Origin of the sequence: Synoicihabitans lomoniglobus, from assembly GCF_029023725.1 — a bacterium.
Classification (GTDB): Bacteria; Verrucomicrobiota; Verrucomicrobiia; order Opitutales; family Opitutaceae; genus Actomonas; species Actomonas lomonigloba.
Window position 1 is genome coordinate 3,578,520 of the sequence record NZ_CP119075.1, and the last position, 19,894, is coordinate 3,598,413.

Genomic DNA, 19,894 nt, shown 5'->3' on the forward strand with positions numbered 1-19,894 from the left:
TTTCGATGTCCATTCTCATCACTCCTGAAACGAAGATCATGGTCCAAGGCATCACCGGTGCCTTCGGCGGCAAGCACGCCGGCCTGTCACTCGACTACGGCACGCAGCTCGTCGCCGGGGTCACGCCCGGCAAGGGCGGCCTGACCTTCGACCACAACGGCCATTCCGTGCCGGTGTTCAACACCGTCGCCGAAGCCGCCGCCGCCACCGGCGCCACCGTTTCCGCCATCTTCGTGCCGCCTCCTTTTGCCGCCGACGCCATTCTCGAATGCGTCGACGCCGGGCTCGACCTCGCGGTCTGCATCACCGAGGGTATTCCCATCAAGGACATGGTCCGCGTGAAGCGCGCCATGACGGGCAAGGCCACCCGCCTCGTCGGCCCGAACTGCCCCGGCCTCGTCACGCCCGGCACGGGTGAAAACTCCTCCGGCGGTTGCCGCATCGGCATCGCTCCGGGTTATATTCACAAAAAGGGCCACGTCGGCGTCGTCTCGCGCTCCGGCACCCTCACCTACGAAGCGGTCTACCAGCTCACCGAAAAGAACATCGGCCAGTCGACCTGCGTCGGCATCGGCGGTGACCCGGTCAACGGCACCTCCCACTTGGACGTGATCAAGCTCTTCAACGAAGATCCCGAGACCCACGGCATCATCCTCATCGGTGAAATCGGCGGCAGCGCCGAAGTCGAAGCGGCGCGTTGGATCAAGGACAACTGCACCAAGCCCGTCGCCGGATTCATCGCCGGTGCTACCGCGCCTCCCGGCCGTCGCATGGGCCACGCCGGCGCGATCGTCGGTGGCGCCGAAGACACCGCTGAAGCGAAGATCAAGGTTTTCGAAGAGTGCGGCATCGAAGTCGCCGTGACCCCGTCCGACATGGCCGACGCTCTCCTGCGTTCCGCCGAGGCCAAGGGCGTCACGCTCAGTTAAGCAGCCCCACCGCATTTCAATCATTCAGCCCGTCCTCCCCGGACGGGCTTTTTCGTGGCCGCTTGTGCTGATGCGCCCGGTCGGTCTACGCTTCCCGCCATGGCTCGCAATGATCACTTCTCGGCATTCGCCGCGACCTACGCCCAGTTTCGGCCGACCTATCCGGACGCGTTGTTCGGCTGGCTCGCCCGGCAGTCCGACGCGCACGGTCACGCCTGGGATTGCGCCACCGGCAACGGGCAGGCCGCGCACCAATTGACGCCCCACTTCGAGCGCGTCACCGCGACCGATGTCGGCGCCGCGATGATCGCGCACGCTCCGCCGCATCCCCGGATCACGTTCGCGGTCGGTTCCGCCGAACACCCACCCATCGCCGATCACGACGTCAATCTCATCACCGTCGCGCAGGCGCTCCATTGGTTCGACCTGCCTGCTTTTTGGCAGACCTGCCAGCGCGTGCTCCAGCCGCACGGGGTGCTCGCTTACTGGGGTTACCTGCTCCCACAAATCACGCCCGCCGTGGACGCGTTGGTCATCGCCTACCACGACGACGCGGTCGGTCCCTACTGGCCCGACGATCGCGGACCGTTGCTGACGCACTATGCCAACGTTTGTCCGCCCGCGGAACGAATCCCCACTCCCACGTTTGCCATGAACGCGACCTGGACGGTCGATCAACTCATCGGGATGCTCGATTCGTGGTCGGCCACCCACCGGGCGCGGGCTGCCACCGGTAGTGATCCGCTGGCACCGTTCGGAGCGCGTTTGCGTGAGGCGTGGGGAGCGGAGGCCACCCGCCCGGTCTCATGGCCGATCACCGTCCACGCGTTTCGTTTTTAGGCAAACACCGCCCGCTCGAACGGGGAGCGGGAATTGTTCAGCGTGAACCCGGTCTTCTCGGTGTCGCGCACCCGGGCGACCATGCGGGCGTTCATCATGGTCGTGCCACGATCACGCAGACCATAACCGACCAGCCACTCATTGCCGAGATAGGTGATCCCCGACAACGTCGGTTCGTGAATCACGGTGGGCTGCTTGCGCCGGATGAGTGAGACGGTGCGCACCGACGCCGGATCACGGGCCATGAGTTCGGCGGACGCGTGAGCAAAAGTGCGCCCGGTGTCGCAAATATTGTCCACCAACACCACGTGACGGTCCGTTACATCCACCTCCGGCCAATCTATCGTCACCGCCTCGGCGGGCTTCGCGGTGAGGTCTTTCGCATAGCTCCAACCCCGGCAATAGGCGGGCTCCACCGAGTAACGGATGCGTTGCAGCAAATCCGAGAAGAAGAAGGCTCCGCCTCTTAATACACACATCATGAGCAACATGCGTCCATCTTGCTCCAAGCAATCCCGGGCCCACGCTTCGACGTCGACCGCCAGCGCATCGACCACCATGTCGATATCTTCCGCCGGTTGAACCAATTCAAGATGCTGAGGCAGGGAAATCATCGGCGCCACAAAGGACATGGACTTGGGTGCAGCATCACGGAGGCCAAACGAACCGCCGGCGCCACACCATTAGACAATCTGTCCGCGGTCGCTCCTCACGCGGCCTGTCGCTACACAAAACGATGGGCAAACCCTGCCGCACGTGGTTCCAATAGCGTATGAACGTAAAGGGAAACCCCACGCGCACGATCTGGCCCGGCCCGGATGGCACCTCGGTTGAAATCATCGATCAGACCGTCCTGCCGCATCGCTACGAGATCGCAGTATTGCGCACCCTCGACGATGCCGCGCACGCGATCCGCGCCATGTTGGTTCGCGGGGCCCCGTTGATCGGCGCGACAGCCGCATGGGGAGTTTGGCTGGCTATGCAAAACGACGCGTCCGACGCCGCTCTCACTCGCGCCTACGATACCTTGTTCGCGACGCGTCCCACCGCCGTGAATTTGCGCTGGGCCTTGGATCGCGCCCGCACCCGGCTGAGCCCATTGCCGGAATCCGAGCGCGCAACCGCCGCTCGGGCGCTCGCGATCGAGGTGTGCGACGAAGACGTGGGTATAAACCACGCCATTGGCCAAGCCGGGTTGGCGCTCATTCGCGATATTGCCGCCCAAAAACCTGCCGGCCAGCCCGTGAACATCCTCACCCATTGCAACGCCGGCTGGCTTGCCACCGTCGATTGGGGCACGGCCACTTCCCCCATCTACCAAGCCCACGATGCCGGCATCGCGGTGCATGTGTGGGTCGACGAAACTCGCCCCCGTAATCAGGGTTTCAATCTCACGGCGTGGGAACTGCTCAACCACGGCGTGCCGCACACCGTCATTGTCGACAACGCCGGCGGTCATCTCATGCAACACGGTCAGGTCGACCTCTGCATCGTTGGGACCGATCGCACCACCGCCACCGGCGATGTGTGCAACAAGATCGGCACCTACTTGAAGGCGCTCGCTGCCCACGACAACGGCGTGCCGTTTTACGTCGCCCTGCCCTCGCCGACGATCGACTGGACGGTGCGCGACGGCGTAGCCGAGATTCCGATCGAGGAACGTTCCGGCGACGAGGTGACGCATATCGCCGGTCTCGGTCCGGACGGCACCGTCACCACAATTCAAATACCACCCACCGGCAGTCCGGCGGCCAATCCCGCTTTTGACGTGACTCCCGCCCGTCTCGTCACCGGCCTGATCACCGAACGAGGCGTTTGTCCCGCGAGCGCCGCCGGATTAAAAAACCTGTTTCCCGACCAAAGTATTTAACCCATCGTTCTCGTTCTCTTAATCGTTCTCGTTCTCGAATCCGAGACCGGATGCTACGGAAGGAGAACGAGAACGATTAAGAGAACGAGAACGAAACTGACGTGAACGACCTTCGCCAAGCCATCATCGATACCTGCCTCGCCCTCGAAACCCGCGGGCTCAACCAAGGCACGTCCGGCAACGTTTCCGTGCGCGACGGCGCCGGGGGATTTTATCTCACGCCCAGCGGCGTGCCCTACGCCGCCATGACTCCGGCCGACATCGTCCGGGTCGATCTCGCCACCGGCGCGGTCACGGGATCGCGCAAGCCGTCGTCCGAGTTGCCGTTTCACCTCGCCATTCTGCGCGCCCGCGCCGACGCCGAAGCGGTGGTGCACACGCACAGCCATTACGCCACCGCCGTGGCCTGCCTGCGCCAAGACATCCCGGCGGTGCACTATCTCGTGGGGCTGTTTGGAGGCGCACGCATTCGCTGCGCGCCCTACGCGACGTTCGGCTCCGAAGAACTTTCAGCCAATGTCGTCGCCGCCCTGACCCAGCGCCGCGCCGCCATCATGGCCAACCATGGTCTGGTCGTGATCGGTAAGGACCTCGGTCAAGCCCTCGCGTTGACGGCCGAAGCAGAGACGCTGGCCAAACTCTACCTGCAAACCCTCGCCGCCGGCGAACCGCACATCCTGCCCGACAACGAGATGGATCGCGTGATCGAGAAGTTTCGCGACTTCGGCTACGGCCCGATCGAACGGAAACGGTAACCGCGCCTGCAAGGCGCGCTCAGAAACTGAGGTTGGCGGAGAGGTGCAGGCGGGAGTTGTCGCCGGTGTCGCTGCTGCCACTGTCGCGCAGTTGCCAGCCGTGGGAGGCCTGGAGACTGCCATGTTGCGTGAGTTGGTAACGCAGACCGACGCCCACACTGTGCAGGCTGAAGGGGCGTTCGCCTTCGAGTTTGTCCACATTCCACACCCGAGCGTAGTCGTGAAAGGCAAACAGACGCAGGGCATCACGGACCTCCAATTTCAACAGCGACTTCGCGACGGAGAATGGAGGGAGATGCCACTCCTGGCTGAAAAAGAGGGCGTTGTCGCCCACGACTTCGCCCTGCTCGTAACCGCGCACCGAACCGCTGCCGCCCGCGCTGAATTGCTCACTGCCGAGCAGATTGCCCGCGGACATTTGGAACTCACCACGCATCGTCCATTTCGCGCCCGACAGCAGGGCGTCCAGATTGAATTCGCGGAAGACGTCGACGCTGCCGTAGACGTAGGAGGACTGGGCCATGGCCCGCGATCCATTGAAGGCTTCGTCGTCATTCGCGCTGCTGAGTCCGCCGGGGGCCGCCGTGAGTTTGACTCCCCACGAGGTCGCGCCCCATTTGTCGGTAAACGTGCCGCGATAGGAGGCCCGGATCTGCGCGATGTGAGTGAGGTTGTCGGAGATCGGGATGACAAAGGGCGGCACCGCAAACTCGAGGTTGTTGTCACTCACTTTGAAATCGGCACCGAATTGGAGGCTCTGCACGTAATGCTTGCCGTAGTCGGGCAGCGGCAGGTCGTAGTTGAGGCCGGCCTGCCAGCTCACACCTTCCTGGGACAAGCCGCCGTTGGGCACGCTCTCGATTTCGGAATACGCGCCGAAGAAGGTGAGGCTGTGGTTGTGCGGCAGGTCCGCCGTGTAGTTGGCGGAGAGCGCGCGGGAATGTTTGGCCTTCAGGTCGCTGGTCCATTGCAGGGTGGCGAGGTGGCCGCGACCGAAGGCGTTGCCCCAATTCACCCCGGCGTTGATGCGATCCTCCGTGGTGGTCTGCGTGCCAGTATTGCTGTAGCCGGTAAAGAAGCGCCACGGGAAGCGTTCCTTCACTTGAATGACTATGTCAGTCGTGCCGGGCCGCGCGCCCGCCTCCACTCGCGTCGCCGCGCTGCGAAAAGAGTTTTGGTTGATGCGATCAATGCCGGCGGTGAGCGCACGTCCATCGACCGCTTCACCGGTTTTCTGTTCGAGGCGCGACAAATAACTCTGAGCCGAGAAATGTTTGCTGCCCTCCACCCGCACCTCTCCCACCACGCTCTCAATCACCACAATTTGCAGGTAACCCTCCGTGATGTCTTGGGGCGGCAGGATCACCGACGAGAAGGCGCGACCGGACTGCGCCAGTAACAGACGAATGGCGTCGCGCAGCCGATTCAGCGACTCCATCGAAGCAGGACGGCCCAGCACCAACTGCAAGAGCTCGTGGCCCGACCGGTGGTCGAGGCTGGGAACGCCATCGATTTGAATCGGGTCAACCCTTGCCGCGGATGCGGACTCCAAGCGGGAGGGATCGGCGATGACGCGGACGCCCTTGAGTTCGTCGATAATGATTGCTTCTCCCGGTTGCGCCAAAAACCCGGCGGCAGGATCGACGGAGGCGTTTGCTCCGATCGATGTCGCCATCGGATCGGCCGCGGGTTCGACCAAGGACGGCACCGGTTGCGGCATCACTTCGTTGAGATTTTGCGCTGCGACCGGCAGGCCGAACCCGGCCAACGCACTCACGAGGATGACCAGCTTTCTCCGGGTCGGTTGATCAACCGCCGGAGCGATGCAGGAGGAAGTTTCCGTGGGCATGGAATTCATGGGCAGAAGGTTCATGGAATGGTTCTCCGGGGCGGTTATCCGCCGATCAGCATTTCTTCCAGCGACTCGACCAGCAGCGTCTTCTGAAGATGTTTCACCATATCCTCGGGTTTGGGATCGGTCCCGATGATGTCTTCGGTTTCGGGACTGAGATCTATCGTGGAGAGATCGACCGGTGCGCTCAGCGTGCTGACCATGCTGTTGTAAATCGTCTTCTGCTCCTCGTTCTGCACGATGGTGATGGTGCCGGCGATCGCGACGGCCACGGCCACCGTCACGAAGGCAAACGCGCCACCACCGGCCACCGTCATTCCCTTGGAAGCGAAAGAACTGCCTCCCTTCACCACGTAGGGAAAGAGAGCCTTGCCGACAGCCGCCGCATTGAGCCCGACTGTCCCCGCCGCGGCCCCACCGGCCGCGGCGCCGGAGCCCAGGCTGGTCAGCACGCTGGTGTCGGCATTGGTATCATAACGGGCCATCTTGGCTTCCAACGCAGAGAAGCTCGATTCCTTCAAAAACTCTCCGTAAGGCGGCTCCATGTTCACGAAGTCGTGCACGCTCGACATCGAGGAACCGGCTCCTGCTCCCTCCGGCCCTCCATAATCCTCGCCGCGATCGATCGCTGCCTTGGCTTGCGCCGACACGTTTTTCAGCTCGGTCAGCTCGGCAATGAAACCGTTGATCTGGTCGTCGATGAACGCGCGGGGTCGATCTCCGTCCCCCGCCGCAGACCACCTTTCGAGCAGGGCGAGCGACGACGTGTTATCGCCATCCAGGATGGAGTTTTGCAGCTCTTCCAGAATCTCAATCTCCGCCGCGGTGAGATTGTCTATCTCGTAGTGGAGAAAGTCCTTGGCCGCCACCGCCGCGCGGGTCTCGATCGTGCGAGCCGTATCGCGGGCTCCATAGTAGGCGCGGCTGGCGTTGGGCGTGGCCTCAAACTGACGCTCTTTTTCATACAGGGTATTGGCAAACTCCTGCTGTTTTTTCTGCACTTTATACGCGACGACCGCCGCCAACCGATTCTGGGCGTCGGTGCGCTCCGCGGCGGGAATGTTTTGCAAGTCCCCGAGATAGGCCACCAACGCTCCACCCATGAGGCCGCGTTTCGCGGGATTGGTTCTGATGTCCGACAACCACGCCCGGATGACGGCACGATCAAGCGGCGTCACGACATTGGCGCTGCCGAAAATCGAATAATAAAGGCTGTCTTCGCCCCGCTCCAACCAGCCGCCACCGGTCAAAAAGCTTTCCAACATATCCACGGTCATGTCGGGGAAGCCGGCGAAGGTGATGCCGAGATTGTCGGCGAAGTCGTCCATGCTGAAAATCTCGATGGTCTGATCCATTTGCTCATATTCCAGGGCGAGCTTGATTCGCTCTTCCAACTGGGTGCGGTTGCGCATGGTGAGCACGCCGTTGTTTACCGCCGTGACAACGTAGTTGGGGTTGGCTCCCAGGTAGCCGCCGCGCACGGTAATCGCTCGCGTGACGCGCGTCTCGTCGGTGCCCACCGTCGTGGTGGGGATAAAGATTTCACCGCTGTTATCGATGGAAGTGTCGATGGCGATTTCACCGATTTGCACGGCGACGACTTCGACTTCAACGGTCTCGCCCTCCTCGCCGGAAGCGGCCGCGGTCACCGGGGCGACAAACTCGGCCACGGTGGCATCATCGACGACCACTCCGGCCAAGGGCGCGGTGCCGCTGACAAACGCGGCGAGCGACGGCGCGGTGTAGTTGTTCAAATCCACCGCGACTCCGACCGGCGTGCCCGAGGGACTTTCCGACACGAAATATTCGAGATCCGGAAACTGACTCGCCGCGGATTGACCCTGGGCGAAGTTGCCACCGGAGACGGAGAAATCGGCATCCGAGAAGTCCACCACGTCTTCGAGCACCACATCGGGCGACACCTCGTAGGTGGTGTTGCCGATGTGCAGGGTCACCGCGCGGGGGAAGATCGAGAGGATGCCCGGCGTGTAGGCTTGCAGGTGATAAAGCGACGTATCGATGGCCGAGCTCGGCGACGAAATGAGGTAGTGACCGGCATCCGACGTGGCGTTGGTGGTCGCGATGGTGCGCAGATCGAGGAAGGTGCTGGCGTCGACAAAGTCGGGCAGCCCATGACCACCATAGGTCGCGGTGAAGGTCGGGTTGGCGTCGCCGTAGTAACGAGCGACATTGGCAATCTCCACGGTGAGCAAGCGCGGGGTGATGGTGATGTTGCCCGATCCCAGCGTGCCCACGGTGTAGTTGGAATTGATGATCTCGGCTTGAACCGCGTAGTTGCCGGGAACGGTTTGTTCGTCGGGACCGATGAAGCGGACGACTTCGTCGACGGTGTTGAAGGCCGGCTGGATATTGGAGTCGCCCACGAGCGTGAACTCCGGGTTGGCGTCACCATAAAGACGCTCGACGGAGGCAATATTCACATTGATCGGACGCGGGTTGATCACCAGCGAACTGGTCACCGAATTGAGCAGGTAGTTGGCGCTCAACAAGCCGACCGTCGAGGTGGCCGAGAGGTCGTAGGTGCCGACGTCAAAGCTGGGATCAATCGTGGTCGAGTAGCGCAGGTTGAGGATGTCGTCGGGCTGATCCCCGTTGACGAAATTTCCGGTGAGGGTGAACGCGGCAGCGTCGGGGTTGGCATCGCCAAATACGCGGGTGCCGGTGGCCACCAGATCGAGCAGATGCGGGGTGACGTAAATGTCACCGCGAAGTCCATCGAGCACGTAATTCGAATCGAGCACCGTGGCGCCGAAAGCGTATTGGCCGACGTCGGTGGCAAAGTTGGTTGGGTTGGTCACGAGCACGGCACCGTCACGATCGGATTCAAATTTGAGACCACCCAGAAGATAGGTCGGTGCGGCGGGATTATCGGCACCGTAGGTTCGTGAGAGCGTGTCGACCGTGACCGAGAGCGGAGCGGGATTGATGGTGAGCGTGCCGCCGTTGATGTTTACCTCATAGTTGGGGTTCACCGTGGTCGCGCTATAGAAGTAGTTACCCACGTCGGAAGTCACGGTGGCATCGGTGACGACGGTCAGACCAAGCGTTTCAATCGTATCGCTGAGCTTGAACCCGGTGGCGATGCCAGCAGTCGGCGTGGGATTGGCGTCACCGTAGAGACGAGCGGTGTTGCCGAGATCGAGCAACAACGGGGCGGGCGTGATGTTCAGTTTCCCCGGGACGTAGGTGATCGCGTAGTTGCGGTTGGCATTGGAGGTGACGTTGAGACCATAGCCGGTGGAGAGCACGTTGGACGAGGCCGTGGCCGGCGTCGTGATGCTCAGGCCGGTGATGACTGCGGTGGTGTCGAAACTGGCGAGGTTGTCGAAGGAAGCGGTGAAAGTCGGGTTGGCTTCGCCGTATTCACGGCTGAAGTCATGGGCGGTGATGGTCAGCAGACGCGGCGTGACGTTCATCACGCCGTTACCGAAGGTGATGTCATAGTTGCCCGCCGAGCCGGAAAGAACCGCGACCGTGTGACTGCCCACGTTCGCAAAGGGCGCCGGCCCCTGAAAGTTAAGCCCGGAAACCACGGCGGCCGTGTCGCCATTGACCAGTCCCGTCGCCGTGATGGTGAAGTCCGGATTCGCGTCGCCGTAAACACGCGAAGAGAGCGTCGGCACGATGAAGAGCGGTGCCTTGTTCACGGTGAGCGTGGCGGGCACGAAATTAAGGGTATAATTCGAACTCACCAGCGCGCCCGTCGGTGTGATCGCGTAGGTGCCGGTGCCGGACGCGGCCGTCGCCGTGGTCGTGATCGCGGAGGCGTCGACGACATCGGCGAGTGTATCCGTCAACTTGAGACCGGATGCCGTGCTGGAGAAGGTGGGGTTGTCCGCACCGTAAAGACGCGTGGCGTTGTTGGCCGTGACCGTGAGGGTGGCGGGGTCGACAGTGAGCGTGCCGTCGACATAGGTGTAGACGTAGTTGGAGTTGGTCGCGCCTCCCGGGGTGATCGCATAGGTTCCGGCGTTGGACGTGGCGGTGGCGGTGGTGCCGACCGTGATGTCGTCGAACGCACCGAGACTGGCGTTGGTGGTTCCAGCGGGATTGGTGCCCGACGACGTGTAGGCCAAGGTCGGGTTGGCGTCGCCGTAGGTGCGGGAGGTGCTGGTCGCAGTGATGGTGAGCGGTCGCGGATTGATGGTGAAGGTCGCCGGCACGAAGGTGATCGCGTAGTTGTTGGCGAGACTGGTGCTGGTGCTGAAGGATGGCGTGAGCGCGTAGGTGCCGACGGGCGTCAATTGCACGGTGCCGGTGGTGACCTGCAACGTCCCGAGGTCGGCGAGGCCATCGTCGAGCACGAGTCCCGCATTGGTCGCCGTGAAGGTCGGATCGGCATCGGCGTAGATCTTGGCCGCATCCACCGCGGTGACGGTGAGCGGAGCCCGGTCCACGGTCAGCGTTCCGTTCTGCGTGGTGATGGCGTAGTTGGGATTGCTGCCGGTTGCCGTCGTGATCGCGTAGGTGCCGGCGTCGGAACCCTGGGTCGCGCTCGTGGTATAGGTGAGACCCACGATGTCGGCCGCGGTGTGAAACGAAGCCAGGCCTGTGAGCACGCCGCTGAAGTCGGGATTGTTCGCGCCGTAAATCCGGCTGGCATTGGCGGCCGCGATGGTCAGAGGGCGGGTGTTGATCGTCAGCACGCCATCGATCAGATTGAAGCTGAGTCCGTCCAACGCATCGACGGAGGGCGTGATCGCAACAGTGCCCACACCGGATTCCACCGTCGCCGTCGTCGTGTAGGTCAAGTTGGTGAGCAGATCCAAATCGAATCCGTCGGGTGCGGTGACGACGCCGGTAAAGGTGGGGTTGGGATCGCCAAACAACCGGGCAAAATCGTCAGCCCGAATCGTGATGGTCGAGCTGCCGATCGTGAGCACCCCGGCGGTGAACGTGATGGCGTAGTTCGAATTGGCCGCGCCGAAGGGCGTGATGGGGTAAGTGCCATCGGGCGAACTCGTCGCGGCCGTGGTGGTGAAATCAAGATTGGTAAACGAAGCCGCGGTGTCGCCGTTGACCAACCCGGTGAAAGTCGCGGTGAAATCGGGGTTGGCCACGCCGAAAGAGCGGCTCTGGTCGTCGGCCCGAATCGTGAGCAGCGCGGGGTTAATGGTCAGGGTGCCGGGAGCGAAGGCGAGTTGGTAGCCGTAGTCCGACGCCACGACGGTGTTGGCCGCGATCGAAATGACCGCCGTGCCGGCGTCATCGCTCGCCTGCGCCGCGGTCGACAGGCTGGGGGTGCCGGAGAAGGCCTGCGCGGCGGTGTCGCCGCCCACCAAACCGGAGGTCGTGAATGTGAGGTCGGGGTTGTCGCTGCCGTAGGCGCGACTGAGGTCGGCGGCCGTGAACGTGATCGTGGGCGCGAGGCTGTAGAGGATGCGGTTGCCCGTTTGCGAGATCGTGCCGGGGGCGTTGCCTGCGAGGGTTTTGTTGTAGACCGGGGTGAAGGCCAGGCCGTCGAGCGTGGTGTCGTCGGGGTTGTCCGAATAAACGAGGGTGCGACCGGAGTCGCGGTTCACGAATACATCGGCACCGGCCTGGTTGATGAAAGAACCACCGGTGGAGGCCAGGACAATATCGGTATTTGAGGCGGTGAGTTTGCTACCGGCGGCCAGCGTTAAATCACCTGGCGTCGTGATCTGGATGGTCTCGTCGAACCCGACCCCGAACGTGGCGGAAATCGTGAGATCCCCTTCGCCGTCGACAATCGTAACGGAACCGTCCCGTATTTCGGTCCTACTCGCATCCGAGGTCGTGAAGGTGCCAATTTCGTTCGCGGCATTGGCGATCGTGATGTCGCCCTCCACCCCTTCCTCGTTAAGTGCGAGGTCGAGTGTCGTGGTTTTGAGGATACCATGGAATGCCACGTCTCCGATCCGACGCTCATCAACGCCGTTGCCCGGGAAGGCGGGATTGGCATCGGGATTCGCGCGAATCGTGACGGTGCCCGCCGTGACAGTGGCGTCTGCATGCACGGTGAGATTTCCGGTCATCGGCTCATAGGAGCCGTTGGGGCCAAGGGCGAAGTCCACCGTGCCGTTCGTGCCGCCGTCGAGGTCGGCATTGACGGTGATGTTGTCACCGGCTTTCAGCGTCAGGGAATTGCCGCTGGTCCAGGCAACCGCATCGTTGACGGTGATGTCGCCGTAGGTGTCGGTGCCGTTGCTGAAGGTGGACGCCTCGATCGTGACGTTGGCGGTCGCGAGGTTGGTTTCGAGGACCGCGGTATTGAAAATGCCATTAGGCTGATCATCGCCCGCGCTGCTGATGATCGCCTCCGCAGGATCGAGCAGGAGCATACCGGTCGAACCGTGGTCGGCGGTGAGGTCGGCCAAGCCGGTGTAGTTGAGCGTATGTTTGCCCGAGACTTCGGCAAAGGCACCGTCCCCACCCTGCTCTCCCGCACGGCCGTCAATGCGCCCGGCAAAGTCGGTTTGTTGGTCGGCCCAGACGATGGCGCGACCACCGTCGGCATTGGTGGACGAGGCGGCGACGTCGATCACGGCGGCGGCGCCGACCGTGGTGTAGAGCGCGTTGGCAACGGCCTCGTTGCCGCCACGGTAGTCGCCTCCGATGAGCACTTCGCCGCCGCTGCCATCGGCGTCGTGCGCGGAGATGGAGCCGTCCACCTTGATCGAGCCTGCGTCGGCGGTGAGCAGCACGCGACCGTCCTTATGCTCCACCCCGGTCGCGCGAACATAACCCGTTTGGTTGATGGCGAGCTCATAGATGTTTCCGCCGGCGGCTTTGAGTTCGGCTTGGGCGGCTTCGATCACGCCCGCGTTTTCAACACCGATGTCGGTGGGGACGGAGCCAAGGCTCGTTTTGACCAAAATGCGTTGATCGCCTTCTGGGCTGAGCATCACTTCGTTGCCGGCGGCGAGCGCGGCGACGCCGTTGGCGGCCTCGATCGTGCCAGCGTTGACGACCTTGTAGGCGATGAGGATCGCATCGCCGTTGGCGGCGGTGATGGTGCCGAGATTGAGCACGCTGTTGGTGGAGTCGCCGGCGAACGTGAGGTCGCCGCCGTTAAGAAAGTCTTCGTCGGCCACATCGAGGGCGGAGGCGACGAACTCCATGGCGTTGACCGAGGCTCCCCGGCCCACCACGACACCGTTGGGGTTGATGAGCAGGACGCGGCCGTTGGCGTTGAGCTGGCCGAGCAGCTCGGACGGGTTGGCTCCGAGCACACGGTTGAGCAGGGCTGCATCGGGCCCGAGTTGGTGGATGTTGACGATCTCGCCGACACCTATGGAGAAGTCCGCCCAGTTGACGATGGCGACATCACTCGTCTGCGCGAGGTCGAGGGTGTCGGCGTCAAAGTCAAACGACACATCGCCGGCCACAATCTGGCCGCCTTCGGGCAGCGCGATGGCGTGCGGTGGCAGCACCACCACCGGTGCCAATGCAAACAGCATCAGAATTTGTCGGGCCAGGGAGATCTCGCAACGGGAGGACGTTTTTCCGCTCATGTTGGACCTAGCATAGAGGTGATCGGTTTTTTCGGGTATTCGCCTTTCGCCGAAGAAAGATGATCCGGGGTTGAGGCGGGGGAATGACCCTGCCCAACTCGGTGCCACGCCAACCCTTTGGGGACCGATGGCGTTGTCCTTCTTTCGTTATGCCTCTCTTTCGACCGCTTTCCTGGCTGTTGCTCCTGGCCTTTTCGGCCGGTGTCCGCGCCAGTGCGGCTACGGACGAACTGGGTATTCCGGTGGTCGATGCGTTCAGCGTGCGCGACTACGGTGCGCACAACCAAAACTGGACGGCGGTGCAGGATGCGGCGGGCGTGCTCTATGTCGGCAACAAGGACCGGGTCCTCGCCTACGATGGTCAATCCTGGCAATCAATTCCCACCGGGGGTTTGTTTATCCGTGGGCTCGCCGTCGATGCGACGGATCGCATCTGGGTCGGCGGCGTCGACGAACTCGGCTACCTCGAACCTGATGGCGCGGGCAGCCGCCGCTACGTTTCCCTGCGGGAGCATCTGCCGGTCAATGCGGAGGGGCTGCACCAATTTTTCTTCACCCTCGCGTTATCCCACGGCGTTTATTTTGCCGGAGATGGCGGGCTACTGCGTTGGCATGACAACGAACTGACGCAGTTGATGACCGAGAAAGCCCATATCTGGGCCATCGATGATGAGTTGATTGCGAGCTCACCCGGTCTTCCTTTGCGCGGATTCAATGGCGAGTCGTGGCGAGTGCTGTTGGCCAACGCCGAGATTTTGGACGACTGGATCACCTTTGGCGCGGCCCGCCCAGACGGCTCGCAACTGTTGTTCACGCTCCGCGACGGAATCCACCACTTGCACCATGGGGAGGCCACTCCGTGGAGCACCGAGATCGACGCTCATCTTCAAAAGTTCGTCATCCGCAGTGGCACCGTGCTGAGCGACGGCACCATCGCCCTGCGCATGCGTCAGGGTGGCACCGTGTTGCTTAGCCCGGAAGGCAAACTCCTCCAGCATTTGAGCGCCGAAAACCAGAGCGTGCCCGTGACCAATACGCTCGGCTTCGGCGAAGGTCGATCGGGCGATCTCTGGCTGACGCAAAACTCCGGGCTCGCGCGCATCCGGTGGCCACAAGCCATCACTCATTTCGATCAACGCCGGGGACTGGGCACCAATACCGTCAAGGCCATCACGCGTTACCAAGGCCGGCTCTACGTGGCGACGGGCGACGGACTCAGTGTGCTGCGGCCGCGCGATACTCAGCTGGCTCCCCCGACGCCTGCGCACTTCGAACCCGTGGCAGGCAGCCGCATCTCGATCTGGGCCCTCACCGTCGCGGCCGGTGATTTACTGATCGGGGGCGAAGGAGGTATTCGGGTGCTGGGACCTGACGACGAGACGGCAAAGTTGACGATTGAAACCGACTTCGGCGCCGCCCTGCTGACCCCGCGGAGTGACCCTTCCTTTGCTTGGGCCGGTTTGCGCGGTCGCTTGCTTCTCCTGCGCAAGAACCAGGACGGATGGCAGGTTGCGATTTCATTTAATGAAGTGAATGGCAGCGTTCGCGCCCTCGCCGAGGATGCCGACGGCGCGATCTGGGTTGCGATGGACGGGCAAGGTTACCATCGCCTCGAGCGTTCGCCTCACTCCCCGATCGACGACCCTCGGACCTGGACGGTGGAACACTACGCCGGTGGTCATGGATTGCCCACGACCGCGATCAACGGCCTGCCGAGTTTGGCGACGCGTGGAACGCGGGCGGTGTTCATCGACGACCGGCGGCTGTTCACCTTCGATCCGGTGGCCAAACGCTTCGAAGAAGTGCTCTCTGTGATCGAAAAATTCGATCACCCCATCAGCAATGTGCCCACCCTCGCCGCTGGACTCAACGGCTCCATTTGGGTCCGCACCCTGCGCGACGACCCCGAAGCGGGCCCGTGGAACGGCCGCGTTTATTGGCGCATTTCGGCCGACGGAACATGGGAAGCCCTGCCCTTCGCGCTCGCCGAGCGGGTGGGCGAAAACCCCATGTTTTTTGAAGAACCCACCGCCGACGGTTCCGTATTATGGATGGGCGGCAATGAAGGCCTGGTGCGCGCGGAATTGCCCGCCGCGTTCCTCTCGCCCCGCTCCTTTCGCACCGTCGTTCGCCGCGTGGCCACATTGTCAGGTGAGCTGTTGCCGTTGGCGACGGCTCAACCGATTGCATTGCCCTTCGATCAACAGGGACTCGCCATCGCATTTGCCACCGACCGGACCGACGACAGCGAGATGCGCTACCAATCGCGATTGAGCGATTACGGCGAAGCGTGGTCCCCGCTTTCCCGCATCGCCGAATACTCCCTCAACCGCCAACCGGTTGGCGAGCACGTGTTCGAAGTGCGCGCCTGCGACTCCAATGGTCGCTGGGGGGAGCCCGCCAGCTTTGCCTTCACGGTGTTGCCCCCGTGGTGGCAATCATGGTGGGCGCGAACGCTTACAGTCCTGGAATTAGTCGGCTTGATCGCCCTCGCCGTGCGCTGGCGCTTACGCGCGGTGCAACGCCGCAACGACGACTTGGCTGCGCTCGTCGAACAACGCACGCAGCAGCTCCGGCACAACGAGACGCAACTGGTCCAAGCCCGCGACACCGCCGATGCCGCCAATCATGCGAAGAGCGAATTCCTGGCGTCGATGAGCCACGAACTGCGCACCCCGCTCAACGCCATCCTCGGCTTTACCCAGATTCTGCGAAGAGAAGAAGGACTCTCCCCCAAGGGTCGCACTCAACTCGACACCGTGGGACGCAATGGTCGCCACCTGCTTGAGATGATCAACGAGGTGCTCGACCTCTCCAAAATCGAGGCCAACAAACTCACGCTCCACCCCGCTCCCTGCTCCCTCCGTCGACTCACCACCGAGCTGGCAGCCACCTTCGAACCCCGCGCCACGGAGAAGGGACTCAGCTTCCGGATCGAACTCGATCCCAGCACGCCTCGCGTCATGGCCGACGAGCCGAAGTTGCGGCAAGTCCTGATCAACCTGCTCGCCAACGCCGTGAAATTCACGCGCACCGGAGAGGTCGTGCTCGCGCTCCACACCGACGTCGATCGTGTGCGCTTCGAAGTTCGCGACACCGGCGTCGGCATCGCCGATCAGGACCTCGCATCGGTGTTTGAGCCGTTTCACCAGACCCAAAAATCGTTGGAGCGCGAAGCCGAGACGGGCACCGGACTCGGACTGCCCATCAGCCAACGTCTGGTGGAACTGATGGGCGGGCGCATTGCCGTGAAAAGTAAAATGGGTCAGGGCAGTCAGTTTAGTTTCGAACTCAAATTCGAGGCGGTGCCCGATGATCTCACCACGGCTCCGCTCCACCGGGTGAAAGGCTACGAAGGACGCCGGCAACGCGGATTGATCGTCGACGACGTCGACACCAATCGCACCATCCTGAGCGAGATGTTACAGGTGGTCGGCTTCGACATCGAAGAGGTCTCCACCGGCGAGGACGCCCTCACCGCGCACGCCCGCCAGCCGGCGGATTTCGTCCTGCTCGACCTGCGCCTGCCGGGGATCAACGGCGAGGAGGTCGCCCGCAAAATTCGTCCGCCGGGCCAGACCCGGCCGCGTTTGATCGCCGTCAGTGCCAGTGTGTTCGACATCGATCAGAACAACGCCCGCCAGGTGGGATGCGACGCGTTCGTGCCGAAACCCGTCGACGAGGATGTATTGTTCAAAACCATCGCCCGGCAACTCGCCCTCACTTGGGTCACCGAAGCGATGCCCGTCCCCAACGCCGATTCCGGCGCGCCCTTTGTTTCCATGCGCACCGCCGACGAAATCGCACAACTCGAGCTGCCCTCCCGATCCGAACTCGAAGGTTGGCTGGAGCTCGCCCGCCGCTCCGATCAACGTCGGCTGCGCGAAGCCATCGATGCCAGCAACGCGACCGGTCCCGACCGGACGTTTCGGCTCGAACTGGACCGACTTTTGCAACGCTTCCGCACCGGCGAGGTGCGTGAAATCATCGCCCAAACTCTCGCCTCCCGTCCCGAGTCCGACGCATGACCGCTCCTTCGCCCTCGCCCACCCTGCTCATCGTCGATGACACGCCCGACAACATCGCCGTGCTTTTCGATTTTTTGGCCGAACAAGGCTTCAACGTGCTCGTATGCGAAAGCGGCAAAGCGGCGCTCGACACGTTGGGCGTTGAGGAACCCGACCTCATCCTGCTCGATGTGATGATGCCCGGAATGGACGGGTGGGAAACGTGTCGGCGTATCAAACAACTCCCCGCGGGTCGCGAGGTCCCGGTGTTTTTCATGACCGCGCTCGGCGAGCCCTATGACAAAGTGCGCGGATTGGAGGCAGGCGCCGTCGACTACCTGACCAAACCCGTCTACCCGGAGGAAGTCCTCGCCCGTATCCAGACTCACCTCGAAATCCGTCGGCTGCAAAAACAACAGCAGGAGCAAAACGACCTGCTCGATGCCGCCCTGCAACGCAGCATATTCGCCGAGCGAGCGCTGGCGGAGTCACTCGGCCGCGCGATCCTGCTGGTGAGGTTGGCGGATCACGAAATCCTGTTCATGACCGACCAGGCCAAGACCATCGTTTCCGATCACGGTGGCGTCCCCGCCCTTCTCTCCTGTCTCGCCGAAAACGCCGACACCTTCGGTCGCGGCGAGGGGTGCCGCTACACACTCAAATGCAGCGATGAAAACACCGCCGACGGCACGCTCCTCGTCACCTTGGAGGTCCAACGCGCCGAGCCCACGCCGGAAGATCTGCGCAGTCTGGGACTCACGCCGCGCGAAACCGAAATCCTGTTCTGGGTCGCTCAGGGTAAAACCAGTCCGGACATCGCCATCATCCTCGGCATGCAGGTCTGCACGGTAAAAAAGCACGTGGAAAACTTCCTGCCCAAACTCGGGGTGGAAACCCGATTGGCGGCCGCCATCCGCGCCAACGAAATCCTGACCGAACGAACGTGAGGTGGCGGATAGTGGGACATCGAGACTTCGCCACGGCTTAACGTCCAAAGGCAAGACGCCGACCCCAGCTTGCCCACCGGGCATCCCGCCGACACGCTCTCCGTCATGCCCCTACCCCGCCTCCGCGTTCTCGCGGCCTTGCTGGCTCTCGGAACCACCTTGCCCGCCCACGAACACAATCAAGCCGCGCTCGCTCAAACCATGGCAGAAGCCGCCGGAGCGTTCCTCGCGCTGCTCAGCGAAGACGATCTGAAAGACGCCCAGTTCGCGGCGGATTCCGCCGAGCGCGAGAACTGGCATTTCGTCCCCATGGTCCGGCAGGGTCTCGTCATCAAATCGATGAATTTCAAACAACGCGCCGCCGCGCTCGGTTTGTTGCACACGGCCCTGAGCAATACGGGGTCGGTCAAAGTCGCCTCCATCATGCAGCTCGAAAAGGTGCTGCGCGAATTGGAGAACGGCGCGCCGCATCGCGATCCCGATCTCTACTACCTCGCCATCTTCGGCGAGCCCGGCGTGATGCCGTGGGGTTGGCGCTTCGAGGGTCACCACGTCTCCGTCAATCAGACCATCACTGCCGAAGGCATTTCGGGCACGCCACTGTTCCTGGGGGCCAATCCCGGCCGCGTGCCGCGCGGGTCTCAGGAGGGCAAACGCATCCTGGGTGAGGAAGAGGACATGGGCCGGGCCTTCGTGCTTTCGCTTTCCGCGGCCCAGCGCAAAACCGCGATCATCTCCTCCCGAGCGGAACACGAAATCGAAACCGCTCAAGAGTCCCGGGTGAGTCGGCTTTCCCCGGTCGGCCTCCGCTACCGCGACATGACAACCGCCCAACAGGGGGACCTGCGCAAGTTGCTCGACTTATACGTGGAACGCCATGCGCGCGACATCTCCGAAGCCTCGCTCGCCAAAATCGAAGCCAACGGCATGGACAATCTGGTCTTCGCCTGGGCCGGCCCCACCGCCGTCGGCGAAGGCCACTACTATCGTATCCAAGGGCCGACCTTTGTCATCGAATACGGCAACACCCAAAACGACGCGAACCACCACCACACCGTCTTCCGCGATTTCGAGAACGACTTCGGCCGCGACGTGCTCGGCGACCACTACCGCGCTTCGCATTGAGCGATTCAGGCGGCGTCGGGTAGGGACCGCTCGCCAAGCCGTCCGCCCTCGTTAATCGAGCGCTGACGCCATG

At 62.7% G+C, this 19,894-nt stretch carries 10 protein-coding genes; 7 read left to right on the forward strand and 3 right to left on the reverse strand.

Going from position 1 to position 19,894, the window contains the following annotated elements; genetic code table 11:
* Window positions 1–5 precede the first annotated feature (5 nt).
* Both sucD and PXH66_RS13845 read left to right on the forward strand, forming a co-directional pair.
* Entirely contained in the window at window positions 6–929 is a 924-nt protein-coding gene (sucD, locus tag PXH66_RS13840; RefSeq protein ID WP_330929206.1) for a succinate--CoA ligase subunit alpha, read from the forward strand.
* Between the two features lie 99 nt (window positions 930–1,028).
* Entirely contained in the window at window positions 1,029–1,769 is a 741-nt protein-coding gene (locus tag PXH66_RS13845; protein WP_330929205.1) for a class I SAM-dependent methyltransferase, read from the forward strand.
* On the opposite strand, the gene PXH66_RS13850 is transcribed toward PXH66_RS13845, so the two are convergent.
* The gene (locus PXH66_RS13850; protein WP_330932047.1) at window positions 1,766–2,401 is read right to left on the reverse strand and encodes a phosphoribosyltransferase; all 636 of its coding nucleotides are present in this window, start codon (window positions 2,399–2,401) and stop codon (window positions 1,766–1,768) included. The genes PXH66_RS13845 and PXH66_RS13850 overlap by 4 nt on opposite strands.
* Window positions 2,402–2,541: 140 nt before the next feature.
* Here PXH66_RS13850 and mtnA point away from each other — a divergent pair, with 140 nt between their 5' ends.
* Complete coding sequence (mtnA, locus tag PXH66_RS13855; protein ID WP_330929203.1) at window positions 2,542–3,639, forward strand: S-methyl-5-thioribose-1-phosphate isomerase; 1,098 nt, start codon at window positions 2,542–2,544, stop codon at window positions 3,637–3,639.
* Window positions 3,640–3,740: 101 nt separating this feature from the next.
* On the forward strand, window positions 3,741–4,394 hold the full coding sequence (locus tag PXH66_RS13860; protein WP_330929202.1) for a class II aldolase/adducin family protein: 654 nt from the start codon (window positions 3,741–3,743) through the stop codon (window positions 4,392–4,394).
* 19 nt (window positions 4,395–4,413) lie between these two features.
* On the opposite strand, the gene PXH66_RS13865 is transcribed toward PXH66_RS13860, so the two are convergent.
* Both PXH66_RS13865 and PXH66_RS13870 read right to left on the reverse strand, forming a co-directional pair.
* The gene (locus PXH66_RS13865; RefSeq protein WP_330932048.1) at window positions 4,414–6,252 is read right to left on the reverse strand and encodes a ShlB/FhaC/HecB family hemolysin secretion/activation protein; all 1,839 of its coding nucleotides are present in this window, start codon (window positions 6,250–6,252) and stop codon (window positions 4,414–4,416) included.
* A 35-nt stretch (window positions 6,253–6,287) separates the two neighbouring features.
* Window positions 6,288–13,742: an MBG domain-containing protein gene (locus tag PXH66_RS13870; protein ID WP_330929199.1), complete on the reverse strand. Its 7,455-nt coding sequence runs from the start codon at window positions 13,740–13,742 to the stop codon at window positions 6,288–6,290.
* A 149-nt stretch (window positions 13,743–13,891) separates the two neighbouring features.
* On the opposite strand from PXH66_RS13870, the gene PXH66_RS13875 reads away from it, so the two are divergent.
* The 3 genes from PXH66_RS13875 to PXH66_RS13885 all read left to right on the forward strand — a co-directional run bounded on the left by PXH66_RS13875 (window position 13,892) and on the right by PXH66_RS13885 (window position 19,821).
* Window positions 13,892–17,770: a hybrid sensor histidine kinase/response regulator gene (locus PXH66_RS13875; RefSeq protein ID WP_330929198.1), complete on the forward strand. Its 3,879-nt coding sequence runs from the start codon at window positions 13,892–13,894 to the stop codon at window positions 17,768–17,770.
* Window positions 17,767–18,696, forward strand: a complete 930-nt coding sequence (locus tag PXH66_RS13880) for a response regulator transcription factor (protein WP_330929197.1) — start codon at window positions 17,767–17,769, stop codon at window positions 18,694–18,696. Before PXH66_RS13875 ends, PXH66_RS13880 begins: the two co-directional genes overlap by 4 nt.
* Window positions 18,697–18,801: 105 nt before the next feature.
* A complete protein-coding gene (locus tag PXH66_RS13885; RefSeq protein ID WP_330929196.1) occupies window positions 18,802–19,821 on the forward strand; it encodes a DUF3500 domain-containing protein in 1,020 nt (339 codons plus the stop codon).
* Window positions 19,822–19,894 lie beyond the last annotated feature (73 nt).